We start from the raw sequence: 16,688 nt of genomic DNA, 5'->3' as shown, positions 1-16,688 counted from the left end.
CCCCCCCCCCCCCCCCCCCCCCCCCCCCCCCCCCCCCCCCCCCCCCCCCCCCCCCCCCCCCCCCCCCCCCCCCCGGGTCTCCTGCTTAGGGATGCGGTAGGATCTGGTAGGTCGTGGCATAGGGCTCGACCCGCAGTGAGGCGTTGGCCAAAAGCCCGATTCTGGCGGTCGGCGCTTGCTGCAATTCGCCGTTCGGACCGCGATGCACGTTGTATTGCCAGACGGTGAGATCGCCCTTCTGCGCCAAGGCGTGTGCAACGGCGCTGGCATCATTGCCGCCGAGGGCCTGAAGCTCCTCCGTCGACAATCCGACGACGATTTCGTCCTTGATGGTGACGATCTTGAACAGGTTCATCCTGGTCTCCTGCGCCCACGCGCTTGGTATCGAGAAGGTGAGAAGCGCGACTGCGGCGCCCTTGATGAGATCGCAGCGAGAAAGCATGCCGTCGTCCTTTGGTGCTGGGGCGCCAGAATCGATCAATGCATCGGCCACGGCGCCCGTGATCTGCGTGACTGTTCCGCCACCGCTTTGTCGTTTGTTCCTCGAAAACGGTTCACGACGTTTATTTCGTCGACGATACAACCGCCGATGCCGGACTCAACAATTACGTGTATACGCTGAAGAAGCACTAATTCGCGTCCACCAACATCCATTCACATCCGAAACAACACGAATTGCGGCGTCGATTGACGGCGATCGAGGCTGGATGCTGATCGATGACGCTTCTTGACGCAGGTGGGTGACGGCGGGCCATATTCCTGTTATCCGGAATTGCCGTGGTGCGATGCAGACGGAGCATCGCTGCGCCAACTGTTAGGCTTGCCGGAGGGGTTGTTTCTTGACATAGTTGCAACCTGCTTAGGTGTGCTTGCTTGCACATGTGGCTCGGCGTGCGAACACACCCGGCCCCTCCGGCCGAAAGCGAGCTGTCGCCATTGCATCCGGTTGTGGCATCCGGGTGTGGCGTTTGGTTCTTAGTTGGGATCTCGATGTTGGATCACGAAGTCCGATGCTTGTCATAGGTGCGAGATGAAGAACCTTAATTTCGCAGCTGAGCTGCACCTCAAGCTCGGCGCGCCTGCAAGCGGCACCGTCGAAAGCCTGCGCCTGCTCCGCGCGTTTCTGAAGCTCGCGCCCCGGCAGCGTTTCGAGGTCATCAAGCTCGTCGAAGACCTCGCTACCGAAGAAGCTCTCCCCGAACACCCCCTGTCCTGAGCCTGCCTGCGCGCCGGCCTTACGCCTTGCCCTTCGTTTTCCTGCCAGAGCCGGCCGCCGGGCGACGTCTTCCTCCGGCTGGACGCTGGCAGGCGATCCGGCAAGTGTGGTATTCAATTCTGAAAACGGGAGGAGTGCGACCATGATCGAACCGAAGCTCGAAGTTCCGGCCGAACTGCGCGACCTGGCCGAGAAGACGATTGACCAGGCGGAAAAGGCATTCGGCATGTTTTTCGAAGCCGCCACCAAATCGATGACGACCGTTCCGGGCGCGGGGGCGGACGTGTCGAAGCAAGCGCTCGCTTTCACCGAGCAGAACATGAAGTCGGCGTTCGAGCATGCTCGCAAGCTCGTCCATGCCACCGACCTTCAGGAGGCGATGCGAATCCAATCGGATTTCCTGCGCAGCCAGTTCACCAGTGCCGGAGACCACATGCGCCAGATGACCGGCAGTCTCATGCAGCCGGGGAAGGGCAAGTCCTGATTCTCGGTGTGTTCACGGCGCGTGCACAGATTGGACTTACGCGGCGTGAATATTTGCACATCGATACTGGTGCCGGTCCATGATGGGCTGTCGAATGGACCTCATTCGCCGCCCATCATCCTTTCCGCTAATCCTTGTCGGTTCTCAGGCAGGGATTTGCATCTGTCGCAGGTGTTTTGACCAATCGGTCGCTCTGCTAACGCAGCGATGCGATGTAGGCTGCGATATCGCCGGCTTCGATCCGGCTCAAGGGGAAATTCGGCATTTTCGGGTGCGGGTCTAGCAGGAAAAAGGCGAGCCTTTCCGAACTGAAGTCAGGCCTGCGCGCAACGGACACGAAAGAGGGGACGTCGGCACTCGCCTGTGTTTGGCCGTTCGCCACGACATGGCAGCTGGCGCACCAGCGCCTCGCAAGGTCGGCGCCGTGATCTGCATCGGCGGCGAGAGCGGACGACGTGCCCACGCTCGAGGCCACGGCAACCAGCAGGCAAATTCGTCTCAAATGCCGGTGCATAGAGCAACCCTGTGTGTTGTTGGCTCGCGACGCCGTCCTCATCCGCAGCACGAACCCGGATACTGCGAGAGGTCGATGCGGGCAATGATCGACCGCAGCAGCTTGCGAGCCGAACGATAGAGATGCCGGGCGAATCTCGGCGTCCTTGCCGCAGGCAGGGCAAAGCTTGTCGTATCGAGTCTTTTCGTATCAAGGCTTTCGATGGAGTGCGACACGTGCCTCTCCGAGATGGCGAGGCCCTTTCTATCGTGGTCGGCTCGCGGCAGCCTTGATCTGCCGCAAAGGGGCCAGACTAATAGTCGCCGGGGTTCATGATCATCGGGCTTCGTGTATCGGCCGGCGCGAGCGCGCTGCTGGCGCTGTCGCGCAGGAAGCGGTCCAGTGTTGCCTGGATCTTCTCCTTGACCGCATCGGGACCGCGATCGCTCATCTCGGTATGCTGTGCGCCAGTGTGGATAATATCAATGCCGCGCGCCTTGGCCTCTTCCGGCGTCGGCAGCACGCCGGGATCGGTTACAAAATGCGGATCCTTCGAGCGGAACGACAGGATCTTCATGTGGTCGCTAAGCACGAAAGGCACCCGCAGATTGTCCAGCGTGATCACTTTCGACACCAGCTCCGGGTGCTGATGAGCGACATACATCGAAACGTCGCCGCCGTTGGAATGGCCGACGAGCGTGATGTGGTCGTAGTCGGCGTTGTCCTGCCGCCGCTTCAACTCGCCCAAGGTGAAGAGGATGTTGGCCTCGCAGCGGATATAGACCTCGCGCCGGCCGACATATTGCTGGCCGGCCTTGGTCATCAGGGGCGGATCGCTCGGCAGATCCTGCTGGATGCTGGCGACGAGATAACCGCGTGCGGCGAGCACGTTGGCGAGGAAGGAATATTCGGTGGCCTTGACGGTATTGCCGTTGCTGATGATGGCGAGCGGGAGCTTCCAGAGGCCGAGATTGGCCTTGGTCTCGTAATCGCGCCGTACAGCGATTTCGACCGCGATCGGCCGCTGGCGCGCGGCGTCGAACAGGGTCAAAACCTCATGGCGGATCGCGAACCGGCTGACCACGAAATATTGGCCGACGCCGAGGACGCAGAGAAACGCCAGAACTGCAAACACCCTTTTCATGGTTCCGTCTCAAATCACTTTTGACTGAACATGGCTATTGGGAACTCCCGGATCGAGCGATCGTGAGCAGGCTACGGGATTAAATTTAGGCAAGCCTGTGCGCCGCGCCCCAAAAAGGGCCGCATGTCGGAGGCACAGCGCGAAGGGCAAGGGATTTACAGACAACCGCCCTTGCCGCGTTCGGAGCAGAGCCGCAACGCGCTAGTCAAAGTAAAAAGGAGGCGCGGGCTGCGGCGCTCGTTGTCGGGCGCCCGGTAGCTCAGGGGGACAGCCACGCCGAGATCAGCCTGGAAATCGGCCGGCAGGAAGAACCGCACGCCAGCTCCGGCCGAGGTCAGCGACAGGCCGTCGCTCAGGCGGTAACCGTCGTTCCAGACTGCGCCGGCGTCACCGAAGGCATAGAGCTGATAGCCGGTCCAGTAACGGAAATTGAGCTTCTGGTCGAAGCGCAGCTCGAGTGAGCCGGCAAGACCGTTGTCCCCACTGATCTCTGCTGCGCCATAGCCGCGCCCGAAGGCAGCGCCGCCGAGATAGAATTGCTGCGAGGTGAACAGCGGCCGTGACGCCGTCTGGCTCGCAGCGGAAAGCTTGAGCGACCAGACGTCGTTGAGCGTCTGGTAGCGCGTGAACCAGAGGTTTAGCACCGAGAAGTTCGATGACGCGCCATCGCGCGACAACAGATCGTCGTCGAAATGCGAGGCACCGAAGATGTCGAGGCCCTGGCGGTAGGTCAGCGTCGCGAAATTGGTGCCGCCGAAATGATCCTGAAGCCGGTAGTCGGCGATCAGGCTCGCTGTCCTGATGTGGTCGTTGTACCAGGCGCCGTAAAGGTCATGCTCGGACACGTTGCTGAAGGTCGTCGCCGCAGTCAGGGTCAGCGAGGACAATCGCGACTGCAGTGGGACGATGCTGGCACGCAGCTCGAACGCTTCGGTTGTGGTGATGTCGCTGTCGAGGCGGCGGACATCGCCCGGCCTGACCGCGCTGTATAGGACGGACCCGCCGAGGCGCACGCCGTCGATGCCGACGGGTGCATCGTAGGACAGCCGTGCGAAGCCAAGCTGGCGGGGGGCGTTGGCGATGGTCGACAGGTTGACCGCCAGCGTGTCGCCGGGCGTGAGATAGGAGTTGAACGCGCCGGTCGCGTATGTCTGCCACGGACCGACTGATGATGAGCCGAGATTGTCCAGACCGAACGACGAGAAGACGTGCCAGGTCTTCAAATAGACGACGAGGCGGAAGCGGCCGGTTGCCCCGCCGATCTCCTCCAGTGCGGTATCGGTGATCCGGACGCCAGGTCTGCCGTTAATGAGAAAGAGCTGGCGTTCCAGCGTCGTCAGGCGCGACGGTTGCTCGGCCAGAACCGGCCCAAGCATCGGTCTCACGCCGAACTGTTCGGCGCCATCGCCTTTCAGCTCGGCCTGGACGATGGCGCCTTCGATCACCTGGATCCGGAGCAGGCCATCGGCGATATCCTGCGGCGGCACGATCGCACGGCTCAAGTGAAGACCATCGGCACGGTAGAGATCGCTGATCGCGCCGGCGATCACGGCGAGATCCGCCTGCGAAACCTTCTTGCCGACATAGGGCTGATAGACCGCGGCGATGCGATCGGGGGAAACGGCCCGGGCTCCGCTGACGTGGATGCCGCGCAGCACGAACTGAGGCTTGGTATCGCCGCCGGTGCTGGGCTGGTCGACTGTTGGTAGCCTGACCGGAGGACGGCTCAGCGATTCCCGCTCGGTTTGGTTTTCAAAATATTTCTCAGGTTGGCGCGGATCGAAGCCAGGCTGGCTCGCCTGCTGCGCGAAAGCCTGAGGAACTCCCGCGAAGAACGGCGCCAACAGCGCCATTGTGGTAATGAGATGCCGCTTCCCGGCGCGCGCGACGCGCCCGTCCCCGTAGTTCGACGGAGATGTGCCCCTGATGCGGTGAGGGTTCGTTAGCCACATGATTTTTCATAGTTTTTTATGGTCAATGAACGGTTAACGTGAGCGCTCCACTGGCCGCTTCCCGCTAATCCTATGTTGAGTGATTTCGGATACCCCTCAGGCTGGCTGTAACGCGGACTGAGGATCGTCATGCTGAGCAAAATTGGAATGCGGTGCGCCTTCGCGGCTGCGCTGATCCTGGGAACGGCTTCCGCCGCATCCGCCGCGGACGATGGCATCTGGTCGGTCGGCAAGGCCACCGGCGAGGTCTGGGTCGCCACCAGCGGCGCGCAGCAGGTTTCGTTGAATCAGCAGGAGGCACTCAAGCCCGGCGACACCATTCGCACCGGGCGTAATGGCCGTGTGCTGCTCGTCCGCGGTGAGGAAACGATCCTGATCTCTCCCAACTCGGTGATCGGCTTGCCGGCTGAGAGCAAGGAGGGCCTTTCCACGACCATCATCCAGCAGGCAGGTTCGATCCTGCTCGAGGTCGAGAAGCGCAACGTCAAGCATTTCGAGGTGGAGACGCCCTATCTCGCCGCCGTGGTCAAGGGAACGCAATTCAGCGTCACCGTGAATGCGGGGAGCACCAAGGTCGGCGTGCTTCGCGGCCAGGTCGAGGTCTCCGACTTCAAGACGGGACAGATCGCCCAGGTCCTGCCGGGGCAGGCCGCCACCGTCTTCGAGCATGGCAAGCCCGGCCTCTCTCTAAGCGGGTCCGGGACCTTCAATCCGATCGAGCACGGCAAGCCGCGCGCCTCGAGCATCGAGCGCGTCCTCGTGCCGAAATCGGGCCTGTCGGCCCCGCGCAACGCGGCGAACGGCCATTCGATCCATGCGCTCGGTCCGATCGACAAGGGCGCCAAGGCGGCCGGCGCACTCAAGCAATCGCAACAGGCGGCCGGAGCTCACACCTCCAAGGGCGGTGCTGCCAAGCCCGGCGTCGTGCGCATTTCGAATTCGCTCGGCGAGGTCAAGCTGAACGTCCACAAGGTCACGCACGGGCTCGCCCACGGCGGCGGTGCTCCCGGACAGGTGCGCAATGCGCACGCCAGCACCGAGACGGTCTGGAGCGACTCGAAAGCGAGCACGACGGCATCCAACAGCACCGTCCAGACTGCGGTCACCACGAGCAGCGGCGTGACGGCTGGCAGCACCAGCTCCTCGGCTGCGAGCATGACAATAGCCGCGACGACGGCCGGCGCGTCCAGCGACGGCTCTGGCGGCGGCAGCGGAAATGCCAGCGGCAAGTCCAACCCCGGCAGGGGCGACTCCGGTAACGGCAATTCCGGCAATGGGAATTCCGGCGACGGTAACGGCAACAACGGCGCCACCGGTAACGGGAGGGGCAACAACGGTAACGGCAACGGCAATGGCGGCGGCAACGGCAGCGATGGCCACGGCAATGCCTTTGGCCACAACAGGCACTGAGGCGATTTCTTAGGGGATGAGGGGGGCGCAACCGCAGAAGCGGGTGCGCGGGAGGATCGGAGTGAAGCGCTATCGTCCGCATATTCTGGTCGTGATCGCGCTGGCGATCGTGCTGTCCACGGGGTGGCATGGTGCGCTTCGCAACGCGCTGACCGACCTGCGGTTCGCTTGGCAATCGCGTGCAGCGAGTGGCAACGTCGTCGTGGTCGCCATCGACGCGCCCTCGATCGAGCAGATCGGGGTGTGGCCCTGGCCGCGCCGGCTGCACGCGGAATTGTTGCACAGGTTAGAGGCCGCGGGGGCGCAGGACGTCGCCTTCGACGTCGATTTCAGCTCGCCATCCGATCCAGCCTCCGACGAGGCCTTCGTGAACGCACTGCGTGAGGCCGGCGGCTCGACCATCCTGCCCTCCTTCAAGCAGCCGACGCCGAATGGTGGCGCAGCTCACATCAATCGCCCCCTGAAGCCGTTCAGCAACCAGTCGTGGCCGGCGCTGGTCAATGTCGCGATCGAATCCGACGGGCTCGTTCGCCGATATCCATTCGGCGAGAAGCTCGGCGATGCCTTGATGCCGTCGATGGCAGTCGTATTGGCCGGGCAGGACGCAAATCGGCGGTCGCCGTTCCTGATCGATTTTAGTATTCGGGCGGGCTCGGTTCCGAGTGTCTCCTATGTCGACGTGCTCCGCGGTGAAACCGCCGCGCTCGACAAGCTGAGAGACAAGAAGGTCATCATTGGTGCGACGGCGCTCGAACTCGGGGACCGCTTCAGCGTTCCAAATGGCCGCATCATCTCCGGACCCATGCTCCAGGCGCTGGCAGCGGAATCGATCCTGCAGAACCGGATGCTGCGCTGGACCTCCGATATCGGCATGATCCTGAGTCTCGCTGTGGTCTGCCTGCTGATGGTGTATTCGTGGCGCCGCTTCGGACCGGGAATTCGCGTTGCAATCCTGATCTCGGCCGGGGCGGTCTTCGAGCTGGTTGCGGTCCTCGTGCAGGCAAGATGGCCCTTCATCATCGACACATCGCTGTTCCACATCGCGATTGTCGCTTATCTGACGGCGATCGCACTCGACGAAATCGATTTCCGCGGTCTCCTGGGGCGCATCGCCGAAAGCCGCTTTCATCGTATCGCGATGTCGCTCGGCGATGGCCTCGTCTGCACCGACGAAGGTCAGCTGATCGCCGTGTGGAATCCCGGCGCCAGTGCGATCTTCGGCTATATGCCCGCCGAGATCATCGGCCGCCCGTTCGAAACGCTGTGCGCCGTATCAGTGGACGGTGACGCGAGGCCGTCCATGCGCGACGCCGCGCGCCAGGCACTCCTGGTCCCCGGTGGGGCGGTCGTCGTCGAGTTCGAAGGGCGGCGCAAGAACGGTGAAACTTTCCCGGTCGAGGCGAGCTTCTCGGGCTGGCAGGGAACGGACGGCTTCCAATACGGAGCCATCCTGCGCGACATTTCGGTCCGCAAGCGCGAGGCCGAACGCGTCAGATATCTCGCCGAGTACGACGCGCTGACCGGTCTGGTCAACCGCAACACGCTGCATGCCGGACTGGTCGGCATGATCGGGGATGCGGGGCAGCGCCCCTGCAAGGTCGCGCTGCTCGTGATCGGGCTCGACGGCTTCCAGAGCATCAATGACATGCTGGGTCATTCCGCCGGAGATCTCGTGCTGCAGGCGGTCGCTGGTCGCCTGAAAGCTGAAACGGGCGACGACGCTGTCGTTGCCCGGCTCAGCGGAGACGAATTCGCCATTGCGCGCAAAGGCGCAGATGGCGACGAGCCGATCGCAGAGTTCGCCGAGCGCATCGCGCGCGCGTTCGAAGCGCCGCTTGCGACCGGCACGCGGCAGCATCGCGTCAGGATCAGCATCGGCGTCGCCGTCCATCCAGAAGGCGGACACAACACCGACGATCTCCTGAGCAACGGCCATCTTGCGTTGACCAAGGCAAAACTGACGCGGCGCGGCGGTTATGTGGTCTTCGAGAGCGCGATCCGGCAGGAGCTGGAGAACCGGCTGACGCTGGAGAGTGAATTGGCGCTTGCCGCCGATCGCGGCGAGTTCGAGCTGTTCTACCAGCCTCAGGTTCGCCTGATCGACGCCAGCCTGGTCGGGGCCGAAGCGCTGATCCGCTGGCGGCATCCCGTGCGCGGCTACGTTTCGCCAGGAGAGTTCATGCCGGTGGTCAATAGCTCAGCCCTGTCCGAGCGGATCGGAAACTGGGTGATGGAAACTGCCTGCCGGCAGGCACGCGCCTGGGAATTGTCCGGCGACAGTGTGCGCGTCGCGATCAATTTGTCGCCCTCGCAGATCCACTCCGGCGACCTCGCGCATTCGGTTGCGGGGATGCTCGAAGCGACGGGGCTCACGCCGTCGCTGCTCGAACTCGAGGTCACCGAGGACATCCTGCTTCACGACGAAGCCCGGGTGCTCGATATGTTCAAACGCATCCAGCAGCTCGGCGTCCGCGTCCTGTTCGACGATTTCGGCACTGGCTATGCGAGCCTGAGCTATTTGAAGAAGTTCCCGCTCGATGGGCTCAAGATCGACCGGTCGTTCGTGCTCGGTCTGCTCGCGAACTCCGACGATGCCGCGATTGTCGGGTCGACCATCGGTCTCAGCAAGCAGCTCGGTCTCACGGTCGTGGCCGAAGGCATCGAGAATCGCGCTACGGCCGACTTCCTGGTGAGCATGGGATGCGAGGAAGGCCAGGGCTATTTCTTTGGCCGTCCGATGCCGGCGGAGGCATTCGAGCGACAATTCCTCGCGTCCGAGTGCGCGGCCGTCAGCGCCGCCTGAACACCTGTTACGATTTAGCGCCGACGCGCGACCGCGACGCCGAACAGGAAAGCAACGAACAGGCTGGCAAGCGGCGCTTCGCGCGTGATCGCAGCGACGGTCGCGAGGGGCCGGCCCGGCTTTCGCGCATCGTCGATTGCGGAGGTCATGCGGTCGACAGCTGCATGCAGGCCACCTGCGACTTCACCGATGGTGCGGGATACGTCCGTCGCGGCATCGATGGCGCGCTCGGCCATGCCGGGATGTGAAGTGGACTGCGGGATCTCCGTGCTCAAGTGCGCAACCTCCAGGCTGATCATGTGCGGCGGAGGCCGGTACCTTTGGCTATCCGCGCGAGCGCTCGTTCTGAACAGCGGGTCGCATGACCTTTGGCTATCCGCGACAGGCGCCGTGGTTTTTACGGCGGGTACCGGCCTTGGATGAGCAATTCGGCGCGCGGGCTTTTGTTCCGGGACGATGCGCCCCTGCGTGGACCTTCCCCGTGAAACGACGGGTGCGAATCTCTGTTAGGCTGGCTCAATCTTGCTGATCTCAGGAGACAGCTGTGACTGACCGGACCACGACGGATCGAGCCCGGCGCATCGCCCTGCTCGGCGCTCCCATCGACATGGGGGCTTCGCAGCGCGGTACTCTGATGGGCCCTGCGGCGCTCCGCACCGCCGGCCTTGCGACACTGCTAGAGAGCCTGGATTTCGAGGTCGTCGATTACGGAGATCTCTCCGTGGGCGAGCTCCGGGACCTCGCAGACAGGCCCCCCGACAAAGCCAATCACTACCGCGAAATCCAGCGCTGGACGCGCGTGCTGAGCCGCAGAGGCTACGAGATCGCGAAAACCGGCGCGCTGCCGATTTTCCTCGGTGGCGATCACACATTGTCGATGGGATCGGTGAATGCCATGGCCCGTCACTGGCAGGAGCGCGGACGCGAGCTGTTCGTGCTCTGGCTCGATGCGCATGCCGATTACAACACGCCTGAGACGACGATCACCGCCAACATGCACGGCATGTCGGCGGCATTCCTTTGCGGCGAACCCGGCCTCGACGGCTTGCTCGGCGATGATCCGCGCGCCCCGATCGATCCCGACAGGCTCGACCTGTTCGGCGCGCGCTCAATCGACAAGCTCGAAAAGGAGTTGATGCGCACGCGCCGGATCAGGGTTGTCGATATGCGCCAGATCGACGAATTCGGCGTCGCCGTGCTGATCCGTCGCGTCATCGAGCGCGTCAGGGCCAGCAACGGCGTGCTGCATGTCAGCTTCGACGTCGATTTTCTCGACCCCTGCGTCGCACCCGGCGTGGGCACGACGGTGCCGGGCGGAGCGACCTATCGTGAGGCGCATCTGATCATGGAGCTCCTGCACGATTCCGGCGTAGTCGGTTCAGTCGACATCGTCGAGCTCAATCCGTTCCTCGACGAGCGTGGCCGCACCGCGCGCACCGCGGTCGAACTGATCGGCAGCCTGTTCGGCCAGCAGATCGCCGACCGGCCAACCCCCAGCAATGCGATCGCGCCGGGCGAGTGATGGATGAGCCGTTTGTGCATTGCGAAGAAGAGAATTGCCGTCGCGCCCGCCAGATTTAGATCAGTCGAGGTCGAAATCGCCTGTTTTTGAAACAGGTGCGAATTGCAAATGCTCGTCGCAGAATGTTTCATGCGGGTCGCGCTTCAGCCGAGGATCCGCAAATGAGCAGCACGAGCGACGCCGACGACAAACCTGCGGGCACGACTCGCCGTCGCTTTCTGCGCGCCGGCGCGGCGGCTGCGGGTGGCACTGTCCTGGGCGCCGGCGCATCGGTTGCCGCCGCGACCGACAATCTTCCACCCAACATTCCCGAATGGATGAAGGCGCCGGGCGAGCCGACGGGAGGCCAGCTCTATGGCGCGCCATCGCCGTTCGAGAAGGGCGTCGTCAAGAACATCTCGAAGACGCTCAAGCAGTACATCTCTGCCTCCAGCCGGACGCCGTTGCAGGAGCTCGATGGCATCATCACGCCGAACGGACTGTTTTACGAGCGTCATCATGGCGGCGTTCCGACCATCGATCCGGCCCAGCACCGGTTGATGCTGCACGGGCTGGTCGAGCGTCCGCTGATCTTCACAATGGACGATCTCAGGCGTTTCCCGTCGGAATCGCGCGTCCACTTTCTCGAATGCTCCGGCAATCCCGGCTACAGCAAGCCTTACGGCAAGACTGCGTCGGACCTTGTAGGTCTGGTGAGTTGTGCAGAATGGACCGGCGTCAGCCTCAAGCTGGTGCTCCAGGAGGCCGGATTGAAGCCGGATGCCAAATGGATCGTCGCCGAAGGTGCCGACGCGGCTGCGCTGACCCGCAGCATCCCGATCGAGAAATGCCTCGAGGACGCCATGCTGGTCTACAGCCAGAACGGGGAGCGGCTGCGCCCGCAGCAGGGCTATCCGCTGCGGCTCTTCCTGCCAGGCTTCGAGGGCAATATGAGCGTGAAGTGGCTCCGCCGCCTGCATGTGACGGCTGAGCCGGTTTATTCGCGCGAGGAGACCTCGAAATACACCGACCTGCTGCCAGACGGCACCGCGCGTGAATTTTCGTTCTACATGGAGGCGAAGTCGATCATCACGAGGCCCTCCGGCGGCCAACGCCTGGGCGCGCCCGGCTTCCACGAGATCACCGGCATCGCGTGGAGCGGGCATGGCAAGATCGCGCGCGTCGAACTGTCCGTCGACGAGGGAAAGAGTTGGCAAAGCGCGCAATTGCAGGAGCCGGTGCTGACGCGTGCGTTGACACGCTTTCGCCTGCCCTGGCAGTGGGACGGCAAGCCTGCCGTGATCCAGAGCCGTGCCATCGACGAAACCGGCTATGTGCAGCCGACTCTGGCCGAGTTGCTCGCGGTGCGCGGCGAGAACTATTTCTACCACAACAACGCGATCTGGCCCTGGCGCATCGCGGCCGACGGCGAGGTGACCAATGCGCTGGCGTGAGACTTGCGGCATTGCTGTTGTCATCGTGCTGTGTGCGTTCGCGAGCGGGGCGCAGGCACAGACTCTGTACGGCCTCGGACGTCCCGCGACGGCTGCGGAGATTGCTGGCTGGAATATCGACGTCGGACGCGACGGCAGCAATCTGCCGAAGGGAAGTGGCTCGGTCAGTCGTGGTCGCGAGGTGTTCGCCCAGCAATGTGCATCATGCCATGGCGACAAGGGCGAGGGCGGGCTGGGTGACCGGCTCGTCGGTGGGCAGGGCACGATCGCAACACCAAAGCCGATCCGCACGGTCGGCAGCTATTGGCCGTATGCGCCGACGCTGTTCGACTACATCCGCCGTGCGATGCCGCAGAACGCACCGCAATCGCTGAGCGATGAGGAGGTTTATGCGGTGTCCGCGTACATCCTGAACCTGAATGGACTGGTCGGAGCGGACGCGACGCTCGATGCCAAATCGCTCGCGGCGGTCAAGATGCCGAATCGCGACCGGTTCGTCGGCGATGCGCGGCCGGATGTGAAACACTGAGCGCCTTGTGGCGTCAGGTTCCCGCATTGGCTTGGAACTTGGCTCGGCAAGGGCGGAACTCGCAGGACGCAATTGCATTAACCTGCGAGAGGAAAAACCTATGGATTCCACGATGGCAACGGATCGCTTCGCAAATTCCATGTCCTCGGCGCTTCGCCATCCCGGCGTGATCGCGTTGATTGTGGCCGCGGTGACGATTGCTGCGATGCTCATCGTCGATCACGGACCATGGAATCGGGCCAAGACGCAGCCTGCTCACGTCGCGATGTATGCGACCACTGGCGAGGCCGTACGCGCCGCAGGTGCCAAAATTCTCCCGACCGAACCGAAATCACCGATCGAGCCGGCGCGGCCGGGGCCAAAGACGTCCCCGACCGTCAATCCAGTGACGCCGTAAGACGTCTAGTTCTTGCGACCGTAGTTGAGCAATCCGCCGCTGGTCTTCGGCGGATGCGCGCGAAGGGCTTCCTCGTTCGGATCGGTGCCCCAGCCGGGTCGGTCCGGAATGACCAGATGGCCGTTCTGAATATCCGGCTCATGCGTGAACAGCTCGCGGTCCCACGCCAGGCGATCGATGTCGATCTCCATGATGCGCAGGTTCGGCACGGCGGCGCAGAAATGCGCGTTCATCATCGAACAGAGATGGCCGTAGAAATTATGCGGGGCAACGTTGATTTCGAACGCGTCCGCAGCGGCTGCAATCTTCATCGACTGCCAGACGCCGTTCCAGGGCGTGTCGATGATCGCGACGTCCATGGCCTGCTCGCGGAAATAGGGCAGGAATTCGCGCAGGCCCAATAGCGTCTCGCAGGACGAGATCGGATGCGGGCTTTGCCTGCGGATGTAACCGAGCGCTTCCGGATTGAAACTGTCGATCTCGATCCAGAACATGTCGAGGTCGGCGATGGTGCGCAGGATCTCCAGATAGCCCTCGGTCTTGGCGTTGAAGTTGCAATCAAGCAGGATGTCGACGTCGGGGCCTGCCCCGTCGCGGATCGCCTCCAGATGCATGCGCAGGTCGCGCAGGATTTTGCGATCGACGTTGATCTCGGGGGCGAAGGGCGAGCCGAAACCCGGTCGCCAACCGGTTGGCTTGCCGTCGTCGTAGGAGAAGATGTTGGTCTTGAGCGCGGTGAACTTCTTCTCGAGCACCTCGCGTCCCATTGCCTTGACGCCGTCGAGGTTCTCGATCGGCGGCTTGTACCAGGACGGGTGATTGATCCGCCACGTTGCGCAATGCGACCAATAGACCCTGACACGGTCGCGGATCTTGCCACCGAGCAGTTCGTAGCAGGGCACGCCGAGACATTTCGCCTTGGCATCGAGCAGCGCATTCTCGATCGCGCCGAGCGCCTGCGCCACCACGCCGCCGGCGGCGGGACGTGTGGCCGCGAACAGCTCGGCGTAGATGCGCTCGTGCCGGAAAACGTTCTGCCCGACGACGCGGGCGGACAGGCGCTGGATCGCAGCACCGACGCCGGGTGAGCCAAAACCCTCGTCGAACTCGCTCCAGCCGACGACGCCGTCTTCGGTCGTCAGCTTGACGAAATGGTAGTTTCTCCAGCCGGCATCGCAGGCGAGGATTTCGAGGCTTGTTGCTTTCGACGATCTGGTCATGTCGCTCCCTGTCGCCCGGCGGCGCTTTTTTTCTTTGGCCGGCTCGCAAGCCCGGCTCCAGCCAGGATTGTTAGGCGAACGGTCCTGCGCAGTGAAGCCCGGCGAGGGGCGCCTGGAAGGCCCTTCCCGCCATTCTAAGGGAAAATCCGGTGGGGACAGCCATGATCTTTCCCGGGGTTGTCCTGAAAAGGGACCATGCTTTGACGTTTTTGGCCACAATCGGGATCGACCCTCCGGCCATGAAATTTCTGGCTGTGATTTCGATCCTGGCGCTGCTCACGATGAGTGGAGCCGCCATTTCCGATCAGTTTCTGACGGCCGATCAGCACGCTGCGCACGGGGTGGAATAGCGCAGCGGGCGCAAACATTTTTTGTCTTGCGGGAGACAGCGATGCTTTCGATAGACCAATTCCTGCGCTTCATCGGCGTGCCGGCGGTGTTCGCGGCCTTCATCATCGCCTCGCAGATATCGGCAGCCTTGTCGCAAGGTTAGTCAGCCGATCAATGACGAGCCGAGCAGGGCGAGCACGGCCAGCGCCATCAGCGCGGTGCCGAGCCAGCCCAGCGCGACGAGCCATGACCGGCCCTTGAAGCGACCCATGATCGCCTTGCTCGAGACGATCAGCATCATCATGGCCATGATCGGAACGGCGACGACGCCGTTGAGCACGGCGCTCCAGACCAGCATGTGGATCGAGTCGATGCCGGTGAACCCTAGACCGAAGCCGATGATGGTGGCGGCGGCGATGATGGTGTAGAAGCCGACCGCCTCGTCGGGCTTCGCCTCCAGCGTCGCGCGCCAGCCGAAGATCTCCGCCACGCCGTAAGCGGCCGAGCCCGCCAGCACCGGAATTGCGAGCAGGCCGGTGCCGATGATGCCGATCGCGAACAGGGCGAAGGTGAAGTCGCCGGCGAGCGGCCGCAGCGCTTCGGCGGCCTCCGTCGCCGAATTGATGTTGGTGACGCCATTCGCGTGCAGCACCGACGCGGTGGTGAGGATGATGAAGAAGGCGATGCCGTTGGAGAGCAGCATGCCGGAGATGGTGTCGGCTCGGATGCGCGCCAGCTCCGGACTGCCGCCGTGCTTCAGCTCGCGCAGCGGCTTGTCGCGCCTGCCCTGGTTCATCTCCTCGATCTCCTGCGAGGCCTGCCAGAAGAACAGATACGGGCTGATCGTGGTGCCGAGCACGGCGACGACCATCATGAAATAATCGGCGCTGACATTCGTCTTCGGCCACACCGCCGCGAGCAGCGCCGTGCTCCACGGGATCTCGACCGTGAAGGCGGTCGCGACATAGGCGAACAGCGCCAAGGTGAGAAATTTCAGCACCGGCGAATAGCGCCGATAGGGCAGGAACACCTGCAGCAGGGTCGAGCCCGCCGCGAAGATCAGCGCGTGCTCGTGGTTGAGGCCGCCGATCACGAGCGAGAGCGCCTCCGCCATCGCGGCGATGTCGGCGGCGATGTTGAAGGTGTTGGCGGCGACGAGCATGGCGACGAGCGACAGCACCGCCCAGCGCGGCGCGATCTGCATGACGTTGGCGGCCAGCCCCTTGCCGGTGACGCGGCCGATCCGGGCGCTGACGAGCTGGATGGCGATCATGAACGGCGTGGTCAGAAATACCGTCCAGAGCAGTCCGTAACCGAATTGCGCGCCGGCCTGCGAATAGGTGGCGATGCCGGACGGATCGTCGTCCGCCGCCCCGGTGACGAGACCCGGCCCCAACCTCTGCAACAGCGACGGCGCGGATTTCGTGGGGGCGAGAGCATTGTCGGTCATGGCAGGAGGGGTCTCGGTCGGGGCGCGTCCTTCACAAATGCCAAGGAGGGAACAAGGTTCCCGGGCTTCGCGTAACGGGCTCCTCGCCAATTTCTGATAAAGCGAATCTCCGTTTGACTCGTCGGGCAAAACACCTGTATAAGTGCATCATCGAAGAATACCCAGTGCAGCCTTTGCGCGCGTCCCGGGCGCGGGGGGGGCCCCCCCCCCCCCCGCCGCCGCCCCCCCCGCCCCGGGCACCGCCGGGGGGAGTGGGGGGGGGCCCCGGGGGGGGGGGGGGGGTGGTGGGGGGGGCGAGGCCACCC

Annotated in this window: 17 protein-coding genes; 9 read left to right on the top strand and 8 right to left on the bottom strand. The window is 63.5% G+C overall.

What is annotated here, in order from left to right; translation table 11 throughout:
* Nucleotides 1–85: 85 nt before the first annotated feature.
* Complete coding sequence (locus AC0L3A_RS34825; RefSeq protein WP_007601489.1) at nucleotides 86–442, bottom strand: hypothetical protein; 357 nt, start codon at nucleotides 440–442, stop codon at nucleotides 86–88.
* Nucleotides 443–1,030: 588 nt separating this feature from the next.
* On the opposite strand from AC0L3A_RS34825, the gene AC0L3A_RS34820 reads away from it, so the two are divergent.
* Nucleotides 1,031–1,216 carry a hypothetical protein gene (locus AC0L3A_RS34820; protein ID WP_007601490.1) on the top strand — a complete coding sequence of 62 codons (186 nt, stop codon included), beginning with the start codon at nucleotides 1,031–1,033 and terminating at the stop codon, nucleotides 1,214–1,216.
* Nucleotides 1,217–1,358: 142 nt separating this feature from the next.
* Entirely contained in the window at nucleotides 1,359–1,700 is a 342-nt protein-coding gene (locus tag AC0L3A_RS34815) for a phasin (protein WP_007601491.1), read from the top strand.
* Between the two features lie 196 nt (nucleotides 1,701–1,896).
* Here AC0L3A_RS34815 and AC0L3A_RS34810 read toward each other — a convergent pair whose 3' ends face one another.
* The 4 genes from AC0L3A_RS34810 to AC0L3A_RS34795 all read right to left on the bottom strand — a co-directional run bounded on the left by AC0L3A_RS34810 (nucleotide 1,897) and on the right by AC0L3A_RS34795 (nucleotide 5,289).
* A complete protein-coding gene (locus AC0L3A_RS34810; protein WP_007601492.1) occupies nucleotides 1,897–2,214 on the bottom strand; it encodes a c-type cytochrome in 318 nt (105 codons plus the stop codon).
* A gap of 38 nt (nucleotides 2,215–2,252) precedes the next feature.
* Nucleotides 2,253–2,429 carry a hypothetical protein gene (locus AC0L3A_RS34805; protein WP_157158661.1) on the bottom strand — a complete coding sequence of 59 codons (177 nt, stop codon included), beginning with the start codon at nucleotides 2,427–2,429 and terminating at the stop codon, nucleotides 2,253–2,255.
* Between the two features lie 77 nt (nucleotides 2,430–2,506).
* Complete coding sequence (locus AC0L3A_RS34800) at nucleotides 2,507–3,337, bottom strand: alpha/beta fold hydrolase (RefSeq protein WP_007601494.1); 831 nt, start codon at nucleotides 3,335–3,337, stop codon at nucleotides 2,507–2,509.
* A gap of 155 nt (nucleotides 3,338–3,492) precedes the next feature.
* Nucleotides 3,493–5,289 carry a ShlB/FhaC/HecB family hemolysin secretion/activation protein gene (locus AC0L3A_RS34795; protein WP_473256076.1) on the bottom strand — a complete coding sequence of 599 codons (1,797 nt, stop codon included), beginning with the start codon at nucleotides 5,287–5,289 and terminating at the stop codon, nucleotides 3,493–3,495.
* A gap of 129 nt (nucleotides 5,290–5,418) precedes the next feature.
* On the opposite strand from AC0L3A_RS34795, the gene AC0L3A_RS34790 reads away from it, so the two are divergent.
* Both AC0L3A_RS34790 and AC0L3A_RS34785 read left to right on the top strand, forming a co-directional pair.
* Nucleotides 5,419–6,699, top strand: a complete 1,281-nt coding sequence (locus AC0L3A_RS34790; RefSeq protein WP_473256075.1) for a FecR domain-containing protein — start codon at nucleotides 5,419–5,421, stop codon at nucleotides 6,697–6,699.
* A gap of 61 nt (nucleotides 6,700–6,760) precedes the next feature.
* The gene (locus AC0L3A_RS34785) at nucleotides 6,761–9,502 is read left to right on the top strand and encodes an EAL domain-containing protein (RefSeq protein ID WP_007601499.1); all 2,742 of its coding nucleotides are present in this window, start codon (nucleotides 6,761–6,763) and stop codon (nucleotides 9,500–9,502) included.
* 14 nt (nucleotides 9,503–9,516) lie between these two features.
* Here AC0L3A_RS34785 and AC0L3A_RS34780 read toward each other — a convergent pair whose 3' ends face one another.
* Nucleotides 9,517–9,801 carry a hypothetical protein gene (locus AC0L3A_RS34780; RefSeq protein WP_007601501.1) on the bottom strand — a complete coding sequence of 95 codons (285 nt, stop codon included), beginning with the start codon at nucleotides 9,799–9,801 and terminating at the stop codon, nucleotides 9,517–9,519.
* A gap of 245 nt (nucleotides 9,802–10,046) precedes the next feature.
* Here AC0L3A_RS34780 and rocF point away from each other — a divergent pair, with 245 nt between their 5' ends.
* From rocF to AC0L3A_RS34760, 4 genes are all read left to right on the top strand, one after another.
* Nucleotides 10,047–11,024, top strand: a complete 978-nt coding sequence (rocF, locus tag AC0L3A_RS34775; RefSeq protein WP_219682382.1) for an arginase — start codon at nucleotides 10,047–10,049, stop codon at nucleotides 11,022–11,024.
* A 161-nt stretch (nucleotides 11,025–11,185) separates the two neighbouring features.
* The gene (gene soxC, locus AC0L3A_RS34770; RefSeq protein WP_354128508.1) at nucleotides 11,186–12,457 is read left to right on the top strand and encodes a sulfite dehydrogenase; all 1,272 of its coding nucleotides are present in this window, start codon (nucleotides 11,186–11,188) and stop codon (nucleotides 12,455–12,457) included.
* On the top strand, nucleotides 12,444–12,986 hold the full coding sequence (locus AC0L3A_RS34765; RefSeq protein ID WP_007601504.1) for a c-type cytochrome: 543 nt from the start codon (nucleotides 12,444–12,446) through the stop codon (nucleotides 12,984–12,986). The genes soxC and AC0L3A_RS34765 overlap by 14 nt, the downstream gene beginning before the upstream one ends.
* 100 nt (nucleotides 12,987–13,086) lie before the next feature.
* Nucleotides 13,087–13,383, top strand: coding sequence for a hypothetical protein (locus AC0L3A_RS34760; RefSeq protein WP_354128507.1), 297 nt, complete (start codon nucleotides 13,087–13,089; stop codon nucleotides 13,381–13,383).
* A 5-nt stretch (nucleotides 13,384–13,388) separates the two neighbouring features.
* Here AC0L3A_RS34760 and AC0L3A_RS34755 read toward each other — a convergent pair whose 3' ends face one another.
* Entirely contained in the window at nucleotides 13,389–14,603 is a 1,215-nt protein-coding gene (locus AC0L3A_RS34755; protein ID WP_473256074.1) for a mandelate racemase/muconate lactonizing enzyme family protein, read from the bottom strand.
* Between the two features lie 161 nt (nucleotides 14,604–14,764).
* Here AC0L3A_RS34755 and AC0L3A_RS34750 point away from each other — a divergent pair, with 161 nt between their 5' ends.
* Nucleotides 14,765–14,953 (top strand): hypothetical protein, encoded by a 189-nt coding sequence (locus AC0L3A_RS34750; RefSeq protein WP_219682386.1) that lies wholly within the window; start codon nucleotides 14,765–14,767, stop codon nucleotides 14,951–14,953.
* A gap of 143 nt (nucleotides 14,954–15,096) precedes the next feature.
* Here the strand turns inward: AC0L3A_RS34750 and AC0L3A_RS34745 are convergent, their stop codons facing one another.
* On the bottom strand, nucleotides 15,097–16,383 hold the full coding sequence (locus AC0L3A_RS34745; RefSeq protein WP_354201730.1) for an NRAMP family divalent metal transporter: 1,287 nt from the start codon (nucleotides 16,381–16,383) through the stop codon (nucleotides 15,097–15,099).
* Nucleotides 16,384–16,688 lie beyond the last annotated feature (305 nt).

Source organism: Bradyrhizobium sp. MI1.3 (assembly GCF_055811695.1).
This window is presented reverse-complemented; position numbering and strand designations above follow the sequence as displayed.

What these genes read in the sequence shown, in the direction of transcription:
- AC0L3A_RS34750 (WP_219682386.1), top strand. Translation starts at nt 14,765, where the DNA reads ATGATCTTTCCCGGGGTTGTCCTGAAAAGGGACCATGCTTTGACGTTT.
- AC0L3A_RS34820 (WP_007601490.1), top strand. Translation starts at nt 1,031, where the DNA reads ATGAAGAACCTTAATTTCGCAGCTGAGCTGCACCTCAAGCTCGGCGCG.
- AC0L3A_RS34755 (WP_473256074.1), bottom strand. Translation starts at nt 14,603, where the DNA reads ATGACCAGATCGTCGAAAGCAACAAGCCTCGAAATCCTCGCCTGCGAT.
- AC0L3A_RS34800 (WP_007601494.1), bottom strand. Translation starts at nt 3,337, where the DNA reads ATGAAAAGGGTGTTTGCAGTTCTGGCGTTTCTCTGCGTCCTCGGCGTC.
- AC0L3A_RS34815 (WP_007601491.1), top strand. Translation starts at nt 1,359, where the DNA reads ATGATCGAACCGAAGCTCGAAGTTCCGGCCGAACTGCGCGACCTGGCC.
- AC0L3A_RS34810 (WP_007601492.1), bottom strand. Translation starts at nt 2,214, where the DNA reads ATGCACCGGCATTTGAGACGAATTTGCCTGCTGGTTGCCGTGGCCTCG.
- AC0L3A_RS34780 (WP_007601501.1), bottom strand. Translation starts at nt 9,801, where the DNA reads ATGATCAGCCTGGAGGTTGCGCACTTGAGCACGGAGATCCCGCAGTCC.
- soxC (WP_354128508.1), top strand. Translation starts at nt 11,186, where the DNA reads ATGAGCAGCACGAGCGACGCCGACGACAAACCTGCGGGCACGACTCGC.
- AC0L3A_RS34760 (WP_354128507.1), top strand. Translation starts at nt 13,087, where the DNA reads ATGGATTCCACGATGGCAACGGATCGCTTCGCAAATTCCATGTCCTCG.
- AC0L3A_RS34765 (WP_007601504.1), top strand. Translation starts at nt 12,444, where the DNA reads ATGCGCTGGCGTGAGACTTGCGGCATTGCTGTTGTCATCGTGCTGTGT.
- AC0L3A_RS34745 (WP_354201730.1), bottom strand. Translation starts at nt 16,383, where the DNA reads ATGACCGACAATGCTCTCGCCCCCACGAAATCCGCGCCGTCGCTGTTG.
- AC0L3A_RS34790 (WP_473256075.1), top strand. Translation starts at nt 5,419, where the DNA reads ATGCTGAGCAAAATTGGAATGCGGTGCGCCTTCGCGGCTGCGCTGATC.
- AC0L3A_RS34825 (WP_007601489.1), bottom strand. Translation starts at nt 442, where the DNA reads ATGCTTTCTCGCTGCGATCTCATCAAGGGCGCCGCAGTCGCGCTTCTC.
- AC0L3A_RS34795 (WP_473256076.1), bottom strand. Translation starts at nt 5,289, where the DNA reads ATGTGGCTAACGAACCCTCACCGCATCAGGGGCACATCTCCGTCGAAC.